This window comes from Sphingomonas sp. HF-S4, from assembly GCF_032911445.1.
Classification (GTDB): domain Bacteria; phylum Pseudomonadota; class Alphaproteobacteria; order Sphingomonadales; family Sphingomonadaceae; genus Sphingomonas; species Sphingomonas agrestis.
Window position 1 is genome coordinate 243423 of sequence record NZ_JAWJEJ010000002.1, and the last position, 18994, is coordinate 262416.

The following is an 18994-nucleotide window of genomic DNA, read 5'->3' on the forward strand; positions in this document are numbered from 1 at the left end:
CGTATCGAAATGCCGCCTCCGGGAGGTGGCGCGGGATTCATCGGGCCTCGATGACCGGTTGCTGCGGCGATCCCTCGCCGAGATTGTGGGTGCCGCCCGGCTCGATATTGATCAGCCGCACTTCGCCGTGCCGCGCGACGGGGCGATGCTCGACCCCGCGCGGCACGACGTAGAGCTCGCCTGGGCGCAGCCTGATCGTGCGGTCGCGCAACTCGATGTCGAGAATGCCGTCGATCACCAGGAAGAAGTCGTCGGTGTCGTCATGCGTGTGCCAGACGAACTCGCCTTGCACTTTCACGATGCGGATGTCGTTGCCGTTATAGCTGGCGACCAGGCGCGGCGCCCAATAATCGCTGAAGGCGGCGAATTTCTCCGCGAGGTTGACCGCCTCGTTCATGCCTGGCGGTATATCGCGCAGAGCTTGTTGCCGTCGGGATCGCGGACATAGCTCAAGTGCATCGTGCCCAGCGCACCGCCGTCGCGTTCGCCGGGCGGATCCTCGATCGAGCGTCCGCCATGCGCGACCGCAACGTCGTGAAACTGCTGCACCTGCTCCGGCGAGCTGCACTTGAACCCGATCGTGCCTCCGTTGGCGCAGGTCGCGGGCTCGTCGTTGATCGGCTGGGAGATGCACAGGGTGCCGCCGGCGTGGCGGTAGAACAGCCGGATATGCCCACTGCCGGCCGTGTTGCGCAGCGGTTCGCCGGCAAAGCCGAGCGTGCCGAGCACGGCGGTGTAGAATTGCCTCGAACGTTCGATGTCGTTCGAACCGATCACGATGTGATTGAACATGGGTGTTCCCTCAATAGACCACGACGCTGCGGATGCTCTCGCCGGCGTGCATCAGGTCGAAGCCCTTGTTGATCTCCTCGAGGCTCAGCACATGGGTGATCATCGGGTCGATCTCGATCTTGCCGTTCATGTACCAGTCGACGATCTTGGGCACGTCGGTGCGTCCCTTGGCGCCGCCGAACGCGGTGCCGCGCCAGTTGCGTCCGGTGACGAGCTGGAACGGGCGCGTGGCGATCTCCTTGCCCGCCTCGGCCACGCCGATGACGATGCTGGTGCCCCAGCCGCGATGGCATGCCTCCAATGCCGTGCGCATCACTTCGGTGTTGCCGGTGCAATCGAAGGTGAAGTCGGCGCCGCCGTCGGTGAGTGCCAGAATCGCGGCGATCGTCTCGTCGCGCGACTTGCCGCGGCCGTCGACATAGTCGGTCATGCCGAAGCGGCGGCCCCATTCCTCGCGATCGGGATTGATGTCGACGCCGATGATCTTGCTCGCCCCGGCCATCCTGGCACCCTGGAGCACGTTGAGCCCGATCCCGCCCAGCCCGAATACGACGATATTGTCGCCCACCTGGACCTTGGCGGTGTTGACCACTGCGCCGACCCCGGTGGTGACGCCGCAGCCGATATAGCAGCTCGTCTGGAACGGCGCGTCCTCGCGGATCTTCGCGACGGCGATCTCGGGCAGCACGGTAAAGTTCGAGAAGGTCGAGCAGCCCATATAATGGTAGATCGGCTGGCCCTTATGGCTGAACCGCGTGGTGCCGTCGGGCATCAGCCCCTTGCCCTGGGTGGCGCGGATCGCGGTGCACAAATTGGTCTTGCCCGAGAGGCACGACTTACACTGGCGGCATTCGGGGGTGTAGAGCGGGATGACATGGTCGCCCGGCTTCACGCTGGTGACTCCCGGGCCGACTTCGCGGACGATGCCGGCGCCCTCATGGCCGAGGACCGACGGGAAGATCCCCTCCGAATCGAATCCGTCGAGCGTATAGGCGTCGGTATGGCAGATGCCGGTCGCCATGATCTCGACGAGCACCTCGCCCGCCTTGGGCCCTTCGAGGTCGAGCTCGACGATCTCGAGCGGCTTCTTCGCCTCGAATGCGACGGCGGCTCTGGTCTTCATGGGTATCTCCTTGCTTACGCGTCTGATCGGGGAACCGACCTGCGGTTGCAAGAAAGGAAAATCGGCGTTTCCGGGGAAGGGGTAGGACGGCCTCCGCTCAACCTGTTCCTGATACCGGTCTTGTTATCGCCCCGGGGTTCCCGAAGTATCAATCGAATGGGGGGTGGTCGCCGGCAAAGATATCAAGCGGGCGGCAGACGCGACGGAGGCGCGCGCCGAGGCCTCTCCGCGCAAGCGCCGCCTCCCGGAACGAGATTCTTTTGATCGACCGATCCCCGCATACCCCGGCTAGCCGACGTGCCTGCCCATGAACGTGCGGACCAGCGCAGCGATCTCGCGATGATGGGTTTCCAGCGCGAAATGTCCGGTGTCCAGCAAGTGGACCTCGGCATTCGGAAGGTCGCGGATATAGGCCAGCGCGCCCGCCGGCAGGAACGCGGGGTCATTGCGCCCCCAGGGCGCCAGGAACGGCGGGCGGCGTTCGCGCAGATACGCCTGGAAGGCGGGATAGAGCGCAACGTTGCTGCGATAGTCGAGGATCAGGTCGAGCTGGATATCCTCGGCGCCAGGCCGCGCCATATAGGCGATGTCGAGTTCGTATCCGTCCGGCGACAGCAGGTCCGGGTCGGTGCCGGTCCCGTATTGCCAGTTGCGGATCGTTTCAGGCGCTAGCGACGCCCGGCACGCTTCGCGGTTCTCAGGGCTGGGATCACGCCAATACGCCTGCCACGGCTCCCACGCGTCGCTAAAGCCGTCCTCGTACGCGTTGCCATTCTGCGAAATGATCGCGGTGATACGCTCGGGGTTTTTCATCGCGAGCCGCAAGCCCGTCGGGGCGCCATAGTCGAAGATGTAGAGTGCGAAGCGGTCCAGTCCGATCGCGTCGACGAAGCCCTCGACCACGTGAGCCAGCGAGTCGAAGCTGTAGGCGAAGGCGCCGCGTGGGGGCGCCTTGGTCTGTCCGAAGCCGGGAAGGTCGGGCGCGATCAGGCGATAGCGATCGGCCAACAGTGGGATAAGATCCCGGAACATGTGGCTGGCCGACGGAAAGCCATGGAGAAGCAGCAGCACCGGCCCGTCCGCCGGACCCGCCTCCCGATAGAACATCTCGACGTCGCCGACCTGCTGGGTGCGGAAGTGAACGGTAGTCATGATGATTCCTCGCATGATCAGAGAGCCGTCCGCCAGCGAGCGTGCGACGCTGGCCCGGGATCGGTTGCGTGCCAAGACTTGATCGCATACGAACTGTAGCTCAAGTACACACCCAGGAGTAAGTATGGATTTTTTGCCCGGCGGGTCCCCCAGGCTGGATGTGATGCGCGCGGATTGCCGTGCGCGATCGGTGCTCACCGTCCTGGCGGAGAGGTGGGCTTTGCTCATCATCGATGCACTGGGCGAAGGCCCCAGGCGTACGAGCGAGCTTCGACGCCGGATTGGCGGGATCTCGGAGAAGATGCTGATCCAGACGTTACGCAGGCTCGAAGCACTCGGGCTGATCGAGCGTCGGGACTACCGTGAAGTACCGCCCAAGGTCGAATACGCGCTCACCAAGCGAGGTGCGTCGCTCAGCCCCATCGTGTCCACGCTCGACCGATGGGTGGAAGAGAATGCCTTAGACATGTTGCCAGGGGCGGCCGCATCGACTGCGGGGGAGATGTGAGTCGGAAGCGCCTCACATGAGGTCCGCCGGCCGTTTCTCAGGAACGGTGCAGCGGTGAAATGTCCGCTGCGCATGCCCTATGCGGAGCATGAGGGGCCTTGCGCCGTCGCAACGGTCAAGGTGTTGAAAATGGTGCTGCCGGTGAGGATTGAACTCACGACCTCAGCCTTACCAAGGATGCGCTCTACCACTGAGCTACGGCAGCACTCGCCGGTCGGGACCGGGCGGGAGGGGCCTATGTGCTTGGGGGCGAGTGATTGTCAACCCGAAGCAGGACGGTTTATCGAGACTATCGATGCACGACGATGAAAAGAAGGCCCGGCTCGCCGAGGCGCTCCGCGAGAATCTGCGCAAGCGCAAGGCACAGGCGCGCGCGCAACGCGCCGAGGACGCGCCTCAGCGCGGATGCACCCAGAGCGCGGCTGATTCGGCCAAGTCATAGCCTTTGGCGAGGATGGCGTGCGGCCCCATCATGTACATCGCCATCGTCACGGCCCCCGCCATGAACCACATCATGCGATTGGGGCGATCTTCGCTTCCAACCATTGTCGTTCTTCCTCAGCCAGTTGCGGGCCCACCACCTCGAGAACCCGCGCGTGATACGCATTAAGCCACTGAAGTTCCTTTGGGGTTAACAGTGCGGGCTCGATCAGGTCGCGCTCGATCGGCGCGAAGGTGAGCGTCTCGAAGCCGAGCATTGCCTGCTCGGCGCCGGGGATCGCCGCCTCGACGATCAGCACCAGGTTCTCGATGCGGATGCCGAATTCGCCGGCCTTGTAGTAGCCCGGCTCGTTCGAGAGGAACATGCCGGCGCGCAGGGGCTCGAGGCTCTGGCCGCCGGGATAGAAGGGCTGGGCGATTCGCTGCGGCCCCTCGTGGACCGAGAGATAGGCGCCGACGCCGTGGCCGGTGCCGTGGCCGAAATCGAGTCCTACTTCCCAGAGCGGCGCGCGCGCGAAGCTGTCGAGCTGGGCACCGGTAGTGCCATCGGGGAATACCGCGGTGGCGATGCCGATATGGCCCTTGAGCACGCGGGTGAAGCGGTCCTTCATCTCCGCGCTGGGCTTGCCGACGGGGATGACGCGGGTCACGTCGGTGGTGCCGTCGGCATATTGGCCGCCCGAATCGACGAGGTAGAGCTGGCCCGGCTCGATCGGCAGGCTCGATTGCTCGGTGACCTTGTAGTGCGGGATCGCGCCGTTGGGGCCGGTGGCGGAGATCGTGTCGAAGCTCAGGTCCTTGAGCAGTCCGGTCTCCGCGCGGAACGCCTGGAGCTTGTCCGCGGCCGACATTTCGGTGAGCCCGCCTTGGGGAGCGGTCTCCTCGAACCATTTGAGGAAGCGGACCAGCGCGGCGCCATCGCGCGCCTGGGCGGCCTTGTGCCCTGCGATCTCGGCGGGGTTCTTGAGCGCCTTGGCGAGCACGACGGGATCGCGCAGGCCGAGGATTTTCGCGCCGCCGGCATCGAGCGAATCGAAGATCGCGGCGACTGCGCGCTCGGGATCGGCGGCGACGCGCTTGCCGGCCAGGGCTTTGAGCGCGGGGGCGAAGGCGGTGCGGTCGTGGAGCCGGATCGCGTTGCCGAGATGCTGGCGCACCGCATCGGTGAGCTTCTCCGGCGCGACGAACAGGTCGGCGGTGCCGTCGGCATGGGCGATCGCATAAGCGAGCGCTACGGGCGTGTGGCTGACGTCGTTGCCACGGATGTTGAAGGCCCAGGCAATCGAATCCAGCGCCGACAGCACGACTGCGTCGGCTTTCCGGGCCTGGAGCCACTCGGCAATCTCGGCGCGCTTGGCGGCGGAGGTGCGTCCCGCGGCGGCATCGTCCTGCACGCTCAGCGTGGCGTCCGAGGGCGCCGGTCGGTCTGGCCACACCGCGTCGACCGGGTTGGTGTCGACCGCAACGAGCTCGGCGCCCTTCTCGGCGAGCGCCTTCCGCGCGTCCTCGACCCAGGCGCGGGTGTGCAGCCAGGGATCGTAGCCGATGCGGCCGCCCTCGGGGGCGTGCTCGCCGAGCCAGCTGGCGATGCTCACCTGCGGCACCGGAACATATTGCCAGTGATCGGCCGAGACCTGCTGGCGGACCTGGAGCGTGTAGCGCCCGTCGGTGAAGATCGCCGCTTCGCTCGACAGCACCACCGCGCTGCCGGCGCTGCCCTGGAACCCGGTCAGCCAGCCGAGCCGCTGGGCATAGGCGCCGACATATTCGGACATGTGCTCGTCGGTGAGCGGCACGACGAACCCGTCGAGGCGGTCGCGCTTCAATTGTTCGCGAAGGGCGGAGAGGCGATCGGCATAGCTGGACATATCAGAAAATCCCTGCCCGATCCGGGCGACGAAGTTGACGAAGTTGACTCAGTTTACCAGTGCCATCGCGCAAGGAGAGGCGGCTCGCCGCCAGCGTCATGCGGGTGCGGAAGGCACGAGCCAACATGGGTTCGGGATTGCAGACGAAAACCTACATTGGAAGCACTAAGTCGCGCTATTGGGGGCGCATGGACGCTTTTCCTTTGCCTCGCCACGCGGTGCCGACGCCCGCCCTGTTGCTCGATCGCGCCGCGCTGGACCGCAACATCGCCGCGATGGCCGCGTTCGCCGAGGCGCAGGGCGTCGAGCTGCGCCCGCACGCCAAGACGCACAAGTCCGCTGAAATCGCCCGGCGCCAGATCGACGCGGGTGCGGTGGGGATTTGCTGCGCCAAGCTGGGCGAGGCCGAGGCGCTAGCCGAAGGTGGCGTGGCCGATATCCACCTGACCTCGCCGGTGGTGGCGCCGGGGGCGATCGCCCGGCTCGCGGCGCTCCATGCGCGGATCGCGCTGTCGGTCGTCGTCGATCATCCGGGCAATGCGCGCGCGCTGGGCGCGATCGATGGCCTCACCGTGTTCATCGACGTCGATCCGGGCAGCCACCGCACCGGCGTGACTTCGCCCGAGGCCGCGGTCGACCTGGCGGAGGCGATCGCGGCGACCGGCTCGCTACGGCTCGGCGGCGTCCAATATTATTGCGGCTCGCACCAGCATATCGCGGGCCTCGCCGAGCGCCGCGCGGCGATCGAGGAGCGCACCGACTATCTGCGCACCGTGCTCGACGCGCTTCGCAGCGCTGGGTTCCTTATCCCGATCGTCACCGGCGGCGGCACCGGCACCTTTGCGATCGACGCCGCGCTCGGCGTGTTCACCGAGCTGCAGGTCGGCTCCTACATCTTCCTCGACCGCGAATATCGCGATTGCGAGCTCGCCGGACCGCGTTTCGAGCCCGCGCTGTTCGTCGATGCGACCGTGGTCAGCGCCAACACGCCGGGCATGGTCACGATCGATGCGGGATTGAAGGCCTTCGCCACTGATGCCGGCGTGCCGGCGGTGCTCGACGGTGCGCCGCTGGACAGTCGCTACGCCTTTACCGGCGACGAGCATGGCGCGCTGAACGGCGCGGGGCTGCCCGGGCTCGGCGCGCGGGTGACGCTGATGCCGCCGCACTGCGACCCGACGGTCAATCTCTACGATCGCTACTACGTCCTCGAAGGCGATAGCGTCACCGGTACATGGCCGGTCACTGCGCGCGGGCGATCGACCTGACCGGTGGGTCCGTCGCATTTAGCTTTACCGACGCGGATTCGCTGAGACGTAGCGACGCTTAACAATCGCCCCCATCCATATGAGACACAATGCGTTTCTATCTCGCCAGTTCTTTCCTATTTCCGCGCAGCTTCCGGCTGCGGGTGTTCGCGATCTGCTTCGTCGCGACGCATGTGCCGCTGCTAGGCTATGTGGGTTGGGGCGCGGCGACCGGGCGGCTAGCGCTGCCCGAGTTTCTCACTCTCCTGCTTGCGACGGTGGTCGGCATGGGCATTGCGCTGTTCGGGATCGGCGCGCTGCTGGCACCGATCCATGTCGCGCAGGAAGCATTGGCAACGCTGGAAGAAGGTGGGAACGTCGAACCGCTGCCGCAGGGCAGCGACGACGTGATCGGCAGCCTGCTGGGCAGCGTCAACCGCGCGGCCGACGCCGCGGATTCGCGGATGCGCGCGCTGGACCTCGCTGCGAAGGAGGATATGCTCACCGGGGTCCGCAACCGGCGCGGCTTCCTTGCCGATGTCGCGGAGATGCTCCCCGCCGAGCGCCGTGGGACGATCGCATTGCTAGACCTCGACCAGTTCAAGGCCGTCAACGATCGCTTCGGCCACGACGAAGGCGACCGCGTGCTGCGCGATTTCGCCGCGCGGCTTTCGTCCGAGCTGCGCCGCGGGGACCTGGTCGCGCGCTGGGGCGGTGAGGAGTTCGCCGCGCTATTTCGCGGCGCCACCGAGGAGGAGGCTGGCCGCGTGCTCGCGCGCGTCAGCGAGCGGCTGATCGCCAAGCCGCTGATCGTCGTCGATGGCCAGGCGATGACCTTTTCCGCAGGCGTCTGCCGCTTCGCCACCGACGAGTCGCTCGAGGAAGCGATCAATTGCGCCGACGAAGCGCTCTATGAGGCAAAGGAAACCGGGCGAAACCGGATCGTCCGCGCGAATCGCGGCGGCCAGCGGGCGCTTCCGCTCGACTGATCGGGCTTCGACACGGCGCGCGGCTGCGATAAGGGCTGCATATGACCGATCTTACCAAGCCCCCCGTCGCCGCCACGCGCCCGCACAGCTTCACGACGCATGGCGTCACGATCGAGGATCCCTGGTCCTGGCTGCGCGATCCCGGCTACCCTGAAGTCACCGACAAGGACGTGCTCGCCTACCTCGCGGAGGAGAACGCCTATTTCGAGGCGGTGATCGCGCCGTTGAAGCCGCTCAGCGAGACGCTGTTCCAGGAGATGCGGGGGCGGATCAAGGAAGACGAATCGACCGTGCCGCAAAAGGACGGCGATTGGCTCTACTGGACCGACTACGAGACCGGCGGCGAATATCCGCGCTGGTGGCGCAAGCCGGTTGCGGGCGGCGCCGACGAACTGATCCTCGACGAGCCGGCGCTCGCCGCGGGCAAGGACTATTTCCGCGTCGGCGCGATCACGATCAGCGAGGATGGGTCGCTGATGGCCTATTCGACCGACGACGACGGGTCGGAGCGCTACACGATCCGCTTCAAGGACTTGGAACACGGCGCAGCGATCGGCGAGCGGATCGAGGGCGCCGCGGGCAAATGGGGCGAGGTCTCGATCGAAGGCACGATCGGGAACATCGTCTTCACCAGCAGCGGCGACGCGATCCTCTATGGCATCACCGACGAGAATTGGCGCACGCGCACGATCAAGCTGCACCGCTTGGGGACCGCGCCCGCTGACGACATCGTCGTATATTTCGAGGAGGAACTCGGCTTCTCGGTCGGCGTCGAGCTGAGCAGCGACCGCAAGTGGATCCTGCTCACCACCAGCGACCACGAGACCAGCGAGATCCGGCTCTATCCCGCCAACGATCCGCTTGCCGAGCCGATCATCGTCAGCCCGCGCAAGACCGGCCGCGAATATGATGTCGATCTCCACGGCGACACCTTGTTCATCCACACCAACGACACCGACCCGCAGTTCCGCCTCGCTACCGCCAGCCTGACGAACCCGGGCGAATGGGCCGAGCGGATCGCGCCCTCGCCGCATTTCTACATGACCGGCGTCGCCTGCTTCGCCGACTTCTTCATCGTCGAGGGGCGCGAGGATGGGCTCGATCAGGTCGAGCTCCACCGCTACGACCCGACCATCGCCCCGGTGCGGCTGAACTTTCCCGAGGCGAGCTATGTCGCGGGCCTGGCCGACAATCCCGAATATGCCGTCGACAGGCTGCGGCTGAGCTATGAATCGATGGTCACGCCGGGGACGGTGCAGGATTACGACGTCGCCACCGGGGCGATCGAGACGCTAAAGGTCCAGGAAATCCCGAGCGGCTATGACGCGTCGAAATACGCCACCGAGCGCTTGAAGATCGCCGCGCGCGACGGCACGCAAGTGCCCGTCTCGATCGTCTATCCAAAGGGCTTCCCGCGCGACGGCAGCGGCAAGCTCTATCTCTATGCCTATGGCGCGTACGGCTATGCGATCCCGCCGGGCTTCTCGACCAGCCGGATGTCGTTCCTCGATCGCGGCATGGCCTTCGCGATCGCACATATCCGCGGCGGTGACGATCTCGGCCAGCAATGGTATCACGACGGCAAGCTCGCCAAGCGCACCAACACCTTCACCGACTTCGTCGATGTCGCGAAGGGCCTGATAGACCACGGCTTCACCCATAAGGGCGGGATCGCCATCGCGGGGCGCTCGGCGGGCGGCGAACTGATGGGCGCGGTGGTCAATTCGGATCCCGATCTGTGGGGCGCGGTGGTCGCCGACGTGCCGTTCGTCGACGTGCTCAACACGATGCTCGACGAAAGCCTGCCGCTCACCCCCGGCGAATGGCCCGAATGGGGCAATCCGATTGAGGACAAGGCCGCGTTCGAGCTGATCCGTTCGTACAGCCCCTACGACAATGTCGTGGCGCAGGCCTATCCGCCGCTGTTCATATCGGGCGGGCTCAACGATCCGCGCGTGACCTATTGGGAGCCCGCCAAATGGGCCGCCAAGCTGCGCGCGACCAAGACCGACGACAATGTGCTGGTGCTCAAGACCAATATGGGCGCCGGGCATGGCGGCAAGTCGGGCCGCTGGGAGAGCCTCAAGGAGTCGGCCGACGAAATGGCGTTCGTGCTGTGGCAGCTCGGGGTGACGGAGTAGGCTCACATGATTCCCCTCCCTGCAAGGGAGGGGGTCAGGGGTGGGTTTAGGAAAGGTCGGGCTCGATGCCCGGCCTTTCCTTTTCAACGACGCAGCGCGTTGGGCTCGCTTCGCTCGCACCCACCCCCAGCCCCTCCCTTGCAGGGAGAGGAGCGGATCTAATCGCAACGACTAGCGAAACCGGCCGCCGCGATCCCCATAAAAGAGGTCCGTAACCGGTTACGAAGGAGATCGACATGAGTGATTCGAGCGGCGGCGTCGGCGGTGTCGGCGGCGCGGGCAGCAGCAGCGGCGCGAGTGGCGCCAATGCCTCGGACGCGTCGACGGGCCCCAGCGCACAGGGCGTGGCCGACTCGCTGACCGATGCCGCGACCAGCCCTGCCGGGGTCGATACCGAGGCATTGGGCGCGGCGGTCGCCGGTATCCAGGCCGCCGATCCGGCGTTCGGCGCCGAAGTCGCGGCCGCGGTCGAGGCGCAGCTCTCGGCAGTCGATGCCGCCCGGTTCGAAGGCGCGCTCGATGTGGCGGCTGCGCAGACCAGCCTGGCGCATCAGGTCGCCACCCCGGTCGACGTGCCTGCCACGCCCACCGTAACCAGCGTCAACCCGACCTACAGCTTCAATCTACAGGGCCAGCTGATCGACGCGTGCGGCACCCCGGTGGCGACCGCGCAGGCGCCCGACCCGCATCAGGCGGCGCTGGAGAAGTCGCTCGCCGAATATGACGAACATGCCCAGAAGGTTACCGGCGGCCCGGTCTCGGGCCCGGCCTATAGCGCCGCCTACGCGCTTGGAGCCGACAAGCAGACGCTCGATAACGTGCACAATGTCGGCAAGATGATGGACGGCGCGGTCGAGCATTGGGCGCAGAAGGCCGAGGAGATGCACGTCCCGGGCAAGTGATGTTCGCCTTCCCTCTTCCCTTCGGGGGAGGGAGAAAGGAAGAGGGGCAGTGTGACCTCAGCTGTGGGCGCTACGCGAAGGCGCCAAGTCATGCCCCTCTCCCAACCCTCTCCCCGGAGGGGAGAGGGCTTGAAGCGGCCCTTGCTTGAAATCTGCAGCCGGCCGTGGCCCCGGCCTAGCGACGCCCAACCGCTCCGCCTCCGACCGCCACCCGCTCGGCGATCCGGCTTTCGCGGGCGCAGGTGTGGCAGAAGGCGAAGTCGAATATCTCGCTCAAGACCCAGGCCTGGCGTTCCAGGTTCCATTCAGCCCAGGCGTCGCGCGTCACGGCCACGCTGCCGCAGCGTTCGCACGCATATTCTACCCGAGGAGTTTTGCCTTCTGCCACGCGCGCATCGTGCCACGCTTCGGCTCCGCTTCGGAGGCAAGTGACTCCATAATGGATGCGACTGGCTTTGCTCCGAAGCGGCTGCGATTGCCGCGTGATCGCTCCGCGGCGGAGCGGCCTCGACACGCTTTGGTTACCCTGGCGGCGCTAGCCTGACGCGATGCGGCATTCTCCCGAATTCCATCGACAGGTGCGGCGCGCAAGCCGCAGGCGCCGTCCCCCGGGCTTCCAGATCGTGCTGATCGCCGTGATCGGCCTAGGCGGCGTGCTCGGCGCAACCTGGGGCAGCGAATGGCCCGCGCGGCTGCCGCTTCCCGACGAGATGCGCGCCTCGGGGGAGGCGCCGGCCCGGCGGATCAGCCTCGACGGCGACGCTCCCGCTGGCGTCTCGGCGCGCTTCGGGTTGTGCCCTAGTGGCGGCGGTACCAATTGCGTCGTCGACGGCGACACCTTCTGGTTTGCCGGCGAGCGCATCCGTATCGCCGATATCGACGCGCCCGAGACGCATCCGCCGCGCTGCGCCGAGGAGGCTCGGCTGGGCAAGGCGGCGACGCAGCGGCTGCACGCACTGCTCAACCAGGGGCCGGTGGTGCTCGAGATCGAGGGCCGCGACACCGATCGCTACGGGCGAAAGCTGCGCATGGTCACCCGCGGCGGACGCTCGCTCGGCGACCAGCTCGTGTCGGAAGGATTGGCGCGGCCCTGGACCGGGCGCCGCCAGCCTTGGTGTTGAGGCCTCAGCCCTTGGGCTGCTGCTCGGCGGGGACTGGGGTCAGTTCGTAGATGTCGAGTTGGCGCGCATCGGCGCCGGCCACGGCGAGCCGCCAGCGGAAGCCGCCGACACGCTCGACCACGCCGACCATGTCGCGCGCGGGCTCGTTGCCATAGCCCAGCGAATTGTCGCCGGCCCGGCGCTGGCGCGCGCCGAGGAAGACGTAGCGATCCCCATCGGGATAGAAATAGCCCGCGGCAGGATCGCTGCCGGTCTGCTTGACGAAGGCGAGGCCGTCGGGCGCGCTGGAGACGAAGCAGAAGTCGTTGGTCGAGCTTCGGACGGTGGCGGGGCCGCGCTGCGGGGTGCGCAGCCGGAGAATGCGGCAGCGATACGAGCCGGGGGTGACCGCGGGAAGCTCGAGCCCGGCGGCGGGATCGACCAATTTACCCTGCGCGGTGCGGACGCGCGGAGTCAGCCGGGCGTGGAGCCCGTCCCACTGGCTGCGCAGCGTATCGAGCCGGGCTACATCCTCCGGCAGGATCGCCATGCGCCAGGCGGGTGGTTCCTCTACGGTCACGGGACTGACCGACACGATATGCGGCTTTTGCGCCGCGCAAGCAGCGAGCAAGGCACATAGGGAAAGCGTGATGATGCGCCGATACATTGGCCACCCTCCGATCAACGTCCGGGATTGTCGAGAATCGTTACCGGAAGATGAACGACAGGCGTTAACGAAGCGTAAACGGCGCGGAAGTTCCTGCATTGCAGCAAGGGCGCGGCCGAGGCTCCATCCCGGCCGCGCCTGTGCTCAGAAGTGGGCGATCACGCCCGCGAGCGGCTGGAAGCTGTTGAAGTCGCCGAAGCTGTTGAGCTCGAGGCGGAAGCGCAGCCCCGAGCGGCTGGTGATCCCGCCAAGACCGATATCCTTGGGACCGACTTCGATGCCGAGACCCGCGGTGATGTCGTGGAAGTCGCGGCTGTCATTGCCCAGCGCGTCGAAATTGACCCACTGATAGCCGGCCTTGCCGTAGATCAGCCCGCTATCGCCCAGGCGGAAGCCCGCGCGGCCGGCGACGCCATATTCCCAATCGATATCGCCCTTGAAACCCTTGGTGGCGTTGCCTTCGACGCCGACGAACACCGGGCCGAGCGGCACGTTGACGCCGACAACGCCCTGGACGATCCCGCCGTCGAAATCGCGGCGGCCGGGTGCAGCGGGAATACCCGCCGTGCGCTTGTAGGGATTGTCATCGAACTGCTCATAGCCGCCCATGATGCCGAAATAGGGCTCGATGCCGAAGCCCGACGAGCCGTCCGGCGCGCGGCCAGCTTCGATATTGGCGTCGCTGGCGGTGTCCTGTGCGAAGGCAACGGTCGGAAGCGCCGCGGCAATGGCCGCAGCGGCGATAAGGATACGCATGTTGGGGAGGAACCTCGTTACGCTGGAAAACTCCCGATGCCGCAAACCCGGATACGCTGGGCACACGCGGCATCGGTAAAGGCACAAGCAACGAGCGACTCGTTTGTTGCACCGCAATCGCCAAAATGCCGCAGTTGCGCAGAAACCGTGACTCAAAAGCCACACTTCCTGAACCTCAGATAAACCAACCTATTCCGCTGCGCGCGCCTCGGGCGCGTCCTCGACGTCCTCGGGCAACGCCCAGACGAGATCGCCTTTCTGAAGCACGCGGCCGTCGTGCGACTGCACGGTGATCGATGCGATCGGCTTGCGATCGCGCGCGTCGACCAGCACCGGATAGGCGGGGACACCCGTCTCCCAGCGTTCGCCCCATTGGCGCAACGCGATCATCGTCGGCAGCAGCGCATAGCCCTTGTCCGTAAGGCGGTACTCGATCTTGCGGCGATCCTCGGGGCAGGGGCGCCGCTCGAGGATGCCCTTGTCGACCAGCCGGGCGAGCCGGTTGGCGAGGATGTTGCGGGCAATGCCGAGCTCGGACTGGAACTCCTCGAAATGATGCAGCCCGTTGAAGGACCCGCGCAGGATCAGGAACGCCCAGCGTTCGCCCATCGCCTCCAGCGCCGCCGGCAGGCTGCATTCGCTGGCCAGTGCCCGCAGGGACTCTCTGATCGCACCACCCATAAGCGCACACCCTACTTGAAATCGCCGGGCCAAGAAAGAACGGCTTAACACCTTGCGGCGCAGCAATAGTTTCTGCTTGCAACTTACTTTGGTGTCAATTAGGTCTTTACGGGCAGCGCAAGCTGCTTTGGAACGCTCCCCAGGAGGAAGATATGACCCGTTTCCATGCCGTCGCGGCAGCAGCCGCGGCAACGCTGGCGCTCGTCCCCGCGACCGGCTTCGCGCAGGCGCGCGGCTATTATTCGGCGACTCCGGTGACTTCGCCCGAAAAGGCCAGCCTGGTTACGCGTTCGACGATCTGGAAGTGCGGCGAAGGCGTCTGCCTCGCCGCCAAGGCCAACGCCCGCGATACGATCGTCTGCGAGCTGGTCGCGCGCGAAGTCGGCCAGCTCTCGGCGTTCCGTGCCAACGGCACGACGTTCGACGAGGCCGCACTCGCCAAGTGCAACGCCAAGGCACGCTGAACAGCGAAAGTCATTGCATTGCAGCAGCACGGGGCCCCATCTAGGCCCCGTGCTGCGTCAGTATGAACTTGTAGACCGGGTCCTTTCCTACGACCCCGAAGCCGATGAGGCGCTGCTCAACCGCGCCTATGTGTTCTCGGTCAACGCGCATGGCAGCCAGAAGCGCGCCAGCGGCGATCCCTATTTCAGCCACCCGATCGAAGTCGCCGGCATCCTGACCGACTTGCACCTCGACGACGAGACGATTGCGACGGCAATTCTCCACGATACGATCGAGGACACCGTCGCCACCCCCGAGGAGATCCGGCGACTGTTCGGCGACAATGTCGCGCGGATGGTCGACGGGGTGACCAAGCTCTCCAAGATCGAGGCGCAGACCGAGAGCGAGCGCGCCGCGGAGAATCTTCGCAAATTCCTGCTGGCGATGTCGGACGACATCCGCGTGCTGCTGGTCAAGCTGGCCGACCGGCTCCACAACATGCGTACGCTCCACCACATCAAGAACCCGGACAAGCGCAAGCGCATCGCCCGCGAGACGATGGAGATCTATGCCCCGCTCGCCGAGCGGATCGGCATGTACGAGTTCATGAAGGAGATGCAGACGCTCGCCTTCCGCGAGCTCGAGCCCGAGGCGTATGAGAGCATCACCAAGCGGCTCGACAGCCTGTCGATCGAAGGCGAGGACCGCATCGCGAAGATCGGTTCTGGCCTGAAGCTGCTGCTCGCGCGCGGCGGGGTCGAGGCCGAGATTTCGGGGCGCGAGAAGCACCCCTATTCGATTTGGAAAAAGATGTCCGAGCGGCACGTGTCGCTCGACCAGCTCAGCGACATCATGGCGTTCCGAGCGATCGTCGATACCGAAGAAGAATGTTACCGCGCCCTGGGCGTGATCCACCGCCGCTGGCCGATGGTGCCGGGGCGGTTCAAGGATTATATCTCGACGCCCAAGCGCAACGGTTATCGTTCGCTCCACACCACGATCATGCATGCCGGCGACACGCGCGTGGAGATCCAGATCCGCACGCACGACATGCATGCCCAGGCCGAGTTCGGCCTTGCGGCGCATTGGGCGTACAAGCAGGATTCGGTGCGTCCCGACACGCAGGTGAGCTGGATCCGCGACCTGATCGAGATCCTTGAGCATGCCGAGAGCCCCGAGGAGCTGCTCGAACATACCCGGATGGCGATGTACCAGGACCGGATCTTCGCCTTCACGCCCAAGGGCGAGCTGATCCAGCTGCCCAAGGGCGCGACGCCGATCGACTTCGCCTATGCCGTCCACACCGATCTCGGCGACCAGGCGGTGGGCGCCAAGGTCAACGGCAAGGTGGTGCCGCTGCGCACCGAGATCGCGCAGGGCGACCAGGTGTCGATCCTGCGCTCCAAGGCGCAGGAGCCGCAGGCGAACTGGCTCAACTTCGCGATCACCGGCAAGGCGCGCGCTGCGATCCGCCGCCACATCCGCCACAAGGAGCGCGACGAAACGATCGCGCTCGGCCACAAGCTCTATGACGAGATCGTCCAGCGGCTGCCGACGCCGCCGGGCGAGGGCGCGCTCAAGGACGCGCTCAAGCGCCTCAAGTTCGCCGATGCCGAGACGCTGATGGAGGCGATCGCGCGGCGCAAGCTCACCGACGTCCAGGTGCTCGAAGCGGTGATGCCCGGATCGACCGAAGGCGCCGAGCACGAGATGCCGAGCCAGGCGCGCGCGATCGACATCAAGGGGCTCACCCCAGGCGTTGCCTTCACCTTCGCCGACGATTGCCGCCCGGTGCCCGGCGACCGCATCGTCGGGGTCCGCCGCCCCGACGCGCCGATCGAAGTCCATCGCATCGACTGCGCCGGCCTGATCGACACCGACGAGGAGGATTGGGTTGACCTCACCTGGGGCGACAAGGCCGAGGGCGGAGTCGCGCGGATCGCGGTGACGCTCAAGAACGAGCCCGGCGCGCTCGGCGCGGTTGCGACGCTGATCGGCGCCCAAAAGGCCAACATCCTGGGCCTGCGCATGGATAACCGCGATACCACGTTCCACACCAACACGATCGACTTGGAGGTCCGCAACGCCGGGCACCTGATGAAGTTGCTCGCGGCGCTGCGTGCGGCCGATGTGGTGAACGCGACCGAGCGGGTGTGATGCTCTTCGCGTTGCTCCTGCTCGCGGCACCGCTTGCCTCCTTGCCGGTGAAGGCAAATGGGGCCGTCCAGGAGGTCGTGCCGATGGACGACCGGCGCTTCTGGGACATCATCGAACGATCGGCGCGGAATGCGCGGGACCAGGCGCAGCAGGAAGCGGGTCTACGAAATATCCTCGCCGCGTTGTCGTTGGCCGATCTCGTCACATGGCGAGCCGCGTATGATGCCAAGCGCGCGGCTGCATATAGCTGGGAGCTTTGGGGAGCAGCCCATGCCATCCATGGCGGCGCCTCGGACGATGGCTTCGACCATTTCCGCGACTGGCTGATTTCGCGCGGCCAGCGCGTTTTCGAAGCGGCACTCGCGGATCCGGATAGCCTCGTCACGGCGATTCCTGCGGGTGCAAACGAAGCGGTCGCATTCGAAGGCTTCGGCGACGTCGTGATCGAGGTCTGGGCCGCGCGCACGGACCGCGATCCCGCCACGATGCCGGCCAGCCGCGCGCAGCCCCCCGAACCGATCGGCAAACCCCTCAGCGAGGATCCGAAGATATTGGCGGCGCGCTATCCGAAACTGTGGAAGCGCTTCGGTAGCGCGCCGCTGGAATAGGTCAGCCCCCCGCCGCCCTGGTCGCGTGGTCCATCAGGGCTTGGCGGTGTCGCTTCCGTTTAGATTTGCGGGGTGTGGGGGCAACCTGCGTTCCGCTCGTTCGATTGCGCGGGCTTGGGATAGCGCCAACTTTGCCCTAAGGGCGCGCGATGACCGATCACGCACCCGATCCCGCGCTGCTCGCCAAGGCCGAGACCCTCACCGAGGCGCTGCCCTATCTGCAGCGCTATGCCGGCGCGACCTTCGTCGTGAAATATGGCGGCCACGCGATGGGCGATCCCGAGCTCCAGCGTGACTTCGCCGAAGACATGGTGCTGCTCCAGGCGGTCGGGATCAATCCGATCGTCGTCCATGGCGGCGGGCCGCAGATCGGCGCGATGCTCAAGCGGCTGGGCGTCGAATCGCAATTCGTCGGCGGGCTGCGCGTCACCGATGCCGAGACCGCGCGGATCGCCGAGATGGTCCTCGCCGGATCGATCAACAAGGAAATCGTCGGCTGGATCGGCCAAGCGGGCGGCAAGGCCGTCGGCATCTCGGGCAAGGATGCCGGGCTCGTCACCGCCGAAAAGGTCCAGGGGCGCGGCCCTAATCCGGACAGCGGGATCGAGCGGCATGTCGACCTTGGGTTCGTCGGCGAGCCGGTCGCGGTCGATGTCGCGATCCTGCGCTCGCTCGCCGCGCAGGGCTTCATCCCGGTGGTCGCGCCGGTCGCGCTCGGGGCCGATGGGGCGACGTACAACATCAATGCGGACACGATGGCGGGGGCGATCGCCGGGGCATGCGGGGCCAAGCGCTTCTTCCTGCTCACCGACGTCGCGGGCGTGCTCGACAAGTCGGGCGAGCTGATGACCGATCTCGATCCCGAGGGCATCGCCGCGCTCAAGGCCGACGGTACGATCTCGGGCGGGATGATCCCCAAGGTCGAGACCTGCGTCGCCGCGGTGAACGCCGGTGTCGATGCCGCAGTCATCCTCGACGGGCGGGTGCCGCACGCGATGCTGCTCGAGATCTTCACGCGGCGCGGCGCGGGCACGCTGGTACACGCCTGACCGACGCGCTATCTAACCGCAACACACCTCTTTCGGAGCACCGGGCTTGATCCTGATCCTCGACATCCTCCAGATCATCCTGACCGTCATCTGGTGGATCATCATCGTCCAGGCGATCCTGTCGTGGCTGATCGCGTTCAACGTGATCAACACGCACAACGAATATGTCGGCGCGATCTGGCGCGCGCTCAAGACGATGACCGATCCGATCTACCGCCCGATCCGGCGCGTGCTCCCCGATTTCGGCGGGCTCGATTTGTCGCCGATGGTGGTGCTGGTGATCCTGCTGATCCTTCAGCAGGCGGTGATGCCCGCGCTCTATCGCGCCGCGGTCGGCGCGCCGCTCTGAGCCGCGCCGGCGCGGCCTGG

At 66.2% G+C, this 18994-nt stretch carries 20 protein-coding genes and 1 tRNA gene; 11 read left to right on the plus strand and 10 right to left on the minus strand.

What is annotated here, in order from left to right:
- Positions 1-37: 37 nt before the first annotated feature.
- The 4 genes from RZN05_RS17140 to RZN05_RS17155 all read right to left on the minus strand — a co-directional run bounded on the left by RZN05_RS17140 (position 38) and on the right by RZN05_RS17155 (position 3142).
- On the minus strand, positions 38-397 hold the full coding sequence (locus RZN05_RS17140) for a cupin domain-containing protein (RefSeq protein ID WP_317227900.1): 360 nt from the start codon (positions 395-397) through the stop codon (positions 38-40).
- Complete coding sequence (locus RZN05_RS17145) at positions 394-792, minus strand: VOC family protein (protein ID WP_317227901.1); 399 nt, start codon at positions 790-792, stop codon at positions 394-396. Before RZN05_RS17145 ends, RZN05_RS17140 begins: the two co-directional genes overlap by 4 nt.
- A gap of 10 nt (positions 793-802) precedes the next feature.
- Positions 803-1915 carry an S-(hydroxymethyl)glutathione dehydrogenase/class III alcohol dehydrogenase gene (locus RZN05_RS17150; protein ID WP_317227902.1) on the minus strand — a complete coding sequence of 371 codons (1113 nt, stop codon included), beginning with the start codon at positions 1913-1915 and terminating at the stop codon, positions 803-805.
- A gap of 288 nt (positions 1916-2203) precedes the next feature.
- Positions 2204-3142 (minus strand): alpha/beta fold hydrolase, encoded by a 939-nt coding sequence (locus tag RZN05_RS17155; protein ID WP_317227903.1) that lies wholly within the window; start codon positions 3140-3142, stop codon positions 2204-2206.
- Positions 3143-3191: 49 nt separating this feature from the next.
- Here RZN05_RS17155 and RZN05_RS17160 point away from each other — a divergent pair, with 49 nt between their 5' ends.
- Positions 3192-3575, plus strand: coding sequence for a winged helix-turn-helix transcriptional regulator (locus tag RZN05_RS17160; protein WP_317227904.1), 384 nt, complete (start codon positions 3192-3194; stop codon positions 3573-3575).
- A 130-nt stretch (positions 3576-3705) separates the two neighbouring features.
- Here the strand turns inward: RZN05_RS17160 and RZN05_RS17165 are convergent.
- The 3 genes from RZN05_RS17165 to RZN05_RS17175 form a co-directional block, all read right to left on the minus strand.
- Positions 3706-3780, minus strand: a tRNA-Thr gene (locus tag RZN05_RS17165).
- Positions 3781-3971: 191 nt separating this feature from the next.
- Complete coding sequence (locus RZN05_RS17170) at positions 3972-4121, minus strand: hypothetical protein (protein WP_317228584.1); 150 nt, start codon at positions 4119-4121, stop codon at positions 3972-3974.
- Positions 4088-5884 (minus strand): aminopeptidase P family protein, encoded by a 1797-nt coding sequence (locus tag RZN05_RS17175; protein ID WP_317227905.1) that lies wholly within the window; start codon positions 5882-5884, stop codon positions 4088-4090. The genes RZN05_RS17170 and RZN05_RS17175 overlap by 34 nt, the downstream gene beginning before the upstream one ends.
- Before the next feature lie 218 nt (positions 5885-6102).
- On the opposite strand from RZN05_RS17175, the gene RZN05_RS17180 reads away from it, so the two are divergent.
- The 5 genes from RZN05_RS17180 (at position 6103) to RZN05_RS17200 (ending at position 12284) form a co-directional block, all read left to right on the plus strand.
- Positions 6103-7152: a DSD1 family PLP-dependent enzyme gene (locus RZN05_RS17180; RefSeq protein WP_317227906.1), complete on the plus strand. Its 1050-nt coding sequence runs from the start codon at positions 6103-6105 to the stop codon at positions 7150-7152.
- Positions 7153-7241: 89 nt separating this feature from the next.
- Positions 7242-8120 (plus strand): GGDEF domain-containing protein, encoded by an 879-nt coding sequence (locus RZN05_RS17185; protein ID WP_317227907.1) that lies wholly within the window; start codon positions 7242-7244, stop codon positions 8118-8120.
- Positions 8121-8161: 41 nt separating this feature from the next.
- Entirely contained in the window at positions 8162-10261 is a 2100-nt protein-coding gene (locus tag RZN05_RS17190) for a S9 family peptidase (RefSeq protein ID WP_317227908.1), read from the plus strand.
- 236 nt (positions 10262-10497) lie between these two features.
- Positions 10498-11163 carry a hypothetical protein gene (locus RZN05_RS17195; RefSeq protein WP_317227909.1) on the plus strand — a complete coding sequence of 222 codons (666 nt, stop codon included), beginning with the start codon at positions 10498-10500 and terminating at the stop codon, positions 11161-11163.
- A gap of 578 nt (positions 11164-11741) precedes the next feature.
- On the plus strand, positions 11742-12284 hold the full coding sequence (locus tag RZN05_RS17200; RefSeq protein WP_317227910.1) for a thermonuclease family protein: 543 nt from the start codon (positions 11742-11744) through the stop codon (positions 12282-12284).
- Between the two features lie 4 nt (positions 12285-12288).
- Here the strand turns inward: RZN05_RS17200 and RZN05_RS17205 are convergent, their stop codons facing one another.
- The 3 genes from RZN05_RS17205 to RZN05_RS17215 all read right to left on the minus strand — a co-directional run bounded on the left by RZN05_RS17205 (position 12289) and on the right by RZN05_RS17215 (position 14367).
- Positions 12289-12858: a DUF4893 domain-containing protein gene (locus tag RZN05_RS17205; protein WP_317227911.1), complete on the minus strand. Its 570-nt coding sequence runs from the start codon at positions 12856-12858 to the stop codon at positions 12289-12291.
- 216 nt (positions 12859-13074) lie between these two features.
- Positions 13075-13686, minus strand: a complete 612-nt coding sequence (locus tag RZN05_RS17210) for an outer membrane protein (protein ID WP_317227912.1) — start codon at positions 13684-13686, stop codon at positions 13075-13077.
- A 189-nt stretch (positions 13687-13875) separates the two neighbouring features.
- Entirely contained in the window at positions 13876-14367 is a 492-nt protein-coding gene (locus RZN05_RS17215; RefSeq protein WP_317227913.1) for a winged helix-turn-helix transcriptional regulator, read from the minus strand.
- Between the two features lie 152 nt (positions 14368-14519).
- On the opposite strand from RZN05_RS17215, the gene RZN05_RS17220 reads away from it, so the two are divergent.
- The 5 genes from RZN05_RS17220 to RZN05_RS17240 all read left to right on the plus strand — a co-directional run bounded on the left by RZN05_RS17220 (position 14520) and on the right by RZN05_RS17240 (position 18974).
- Positions 14520-14831, plus strand: a complete 312-nt coding sequence (locus RZN05_RS17220; RefSeq protein WP_317227914.1) for a CC_3452 family protein — start codon at positions 14520-14522, stop codon at positions 14829-14831.
- A gap of 49 nt (positions 14832-14880) precedes the next feature.
- A complete protein-coding gene (locus RZN05_RS17225; RefSeq protein ID WP_317227915.1) occupies positions 14881-16968 on the plus strand; it encodes a RelA/SpoT family protein in 2088 nt (695 codons plus the stop codon).
- Positions 16968-17576 (plus strand): DUF4240 domain-containing protein, encoded by a 609-nt coding sequence (locus RZN05_RS17230; RefSeq protein WP_317227916.1) that lies wholly within the window; start codon positions 16968-16970, stop codon positions 17574-17576. Before RZN05_RS17225 ends, RZN05_RS17230 begins: the two co-directional genes overlap by 1 nt.
- 149 nt (positions 17577-17725) lie before the next feature.
- Positions 17726-18625 carry an acetylglutamate kinase gene (argB, locus tag RZN05_RS17235; RefSeq protein WP_317227917.1) on the plus strand — a complete coding sequence of 300 codons (900 nt, stop codon included), beginning with the start codon at positions 17726-17728 and terminating at the stop codon, positions 18623-18625.
- Positions 18626-18671: 46 nt separating this feature from the next.
- Positions 18672-18974 (plus strand): YggT family protein, encoded by a 303-nt coding sequence (locus RZN05_RS17240; protein WP_317227918.1) that lies wholly within the window; start codon positions 18672-18674, stop codon positions 18972-18974.
- Positions 18975-18994 lie beyond the last annotated feature (20 nt).

What these genes read in the sequence shown, in the direction of transcription:
- RZN05_RS17150 (WP_317227902.1), bottom strand. Translation starts at nt 1,915, where the DNA reads ATGAAGACCAGAGCCGCCGTCGCATTCGAGGCGAAGAAGCCGCTCGAG.
- RZN05_RS17140 (WP_317227900.1), bottom strand. Translation starts at nt 397, where the DNA reads ATGAACGAGGCGGTCAACCTCGCGGAGAAATTCGCCGCCTTCAGCGAT.
- RZN05_RS17175 (WP_317227905.1), bottom strand. Translation starts at nt 5,884, where the DNA reads ATGTCCAGCTATGCCGATCGCCTCTCCGCCCTTCGCGAACAATTGAAG.
- RZN05_RS17220 (WP_317227914.1), top strand. Translation starts at nt 14,520, where the DNA reads ATGACCCGTTTCCATGCCGTCGCGGCAGCAGCCGCGGCAACGCTGGCG.
- RZN05_RS17145 (WP_317227901.1), bottom strand. Translation starts at nt 792, where the DNA reads ATGTTCAATCACATCGTGATCGGTTCGAACGACATCGAACGTTCGAGG.
- RZN05_RS17195 (WP_317227909.1), top strand. Translation starts at nt 10,498, where the DNA reads ATGAGTGATTCGAGCGGCGGCGTCGGCGGTGTCGGCGGCGCGGGCAGC.
- RZN05_RS17230 (WP_317227916.1), top strand. Translation starts at nt 16,968, where the DNA reads ATGCTCTTCGCGTTGCTCCTGCTCGCGGCACCGCTTGCCTCCTTGCCG.
- RZN05_RS17190 (WP_317227908.1), top strand. Translation starts at nt 8,162, where the DNA reads ATGACCGATCTTACCAAGCCCCCCGTCGCCGCCACGCGCCCGCACAGC.
- RZN05_RS17160 (WP_317227904.1), top strand. Translation starts at nt 3,192, where the DNA reads ATGGATTTTTTGCCCGGCGGGTCCCCCAGGCTGGATGTGATGCGCGCG.
- RZN05_RS17215 (WP_317227913.1), bottom strand. Translation starts at nt 14,367, where the DNA reads ATGGGTGGTGCGATCAGAGAGTCCCTGCGGGCACTGGCCAGCGAATGC.
- RZN05_RS17185 (WP_317227907.1), top strand. Translation starts at nt 7,242, where the DNA reads ATGCGTTTCTATCTCGCCAGTTCTTTCCTATTTCCGCGCAGCTTCCGG.
- argB (WP_317227917.1), top strand. Translation starts at nt 17,726, where the DNA reads ATGACCGATCACGCACCCGATCCCGCGCTGCTCGCCAAGGCCGAGACC.
- RZN05_RS17210 (WP_317227912.1), bottom strand. Translation starts at nt 13,686, where the DNA reads ATGCGTATCCTTATCGCCGCTGCGGCCATTGCCGCGGCGCTTCCGACC.
- RZN05_RS17170 (WP_317228584.1), bottom strand. Translation starts at nt 4,121, where the DNA reads ATGGTTGGAAGCGAAGATCGCCCCAATCGCATGATGTGGTTCATGGCG.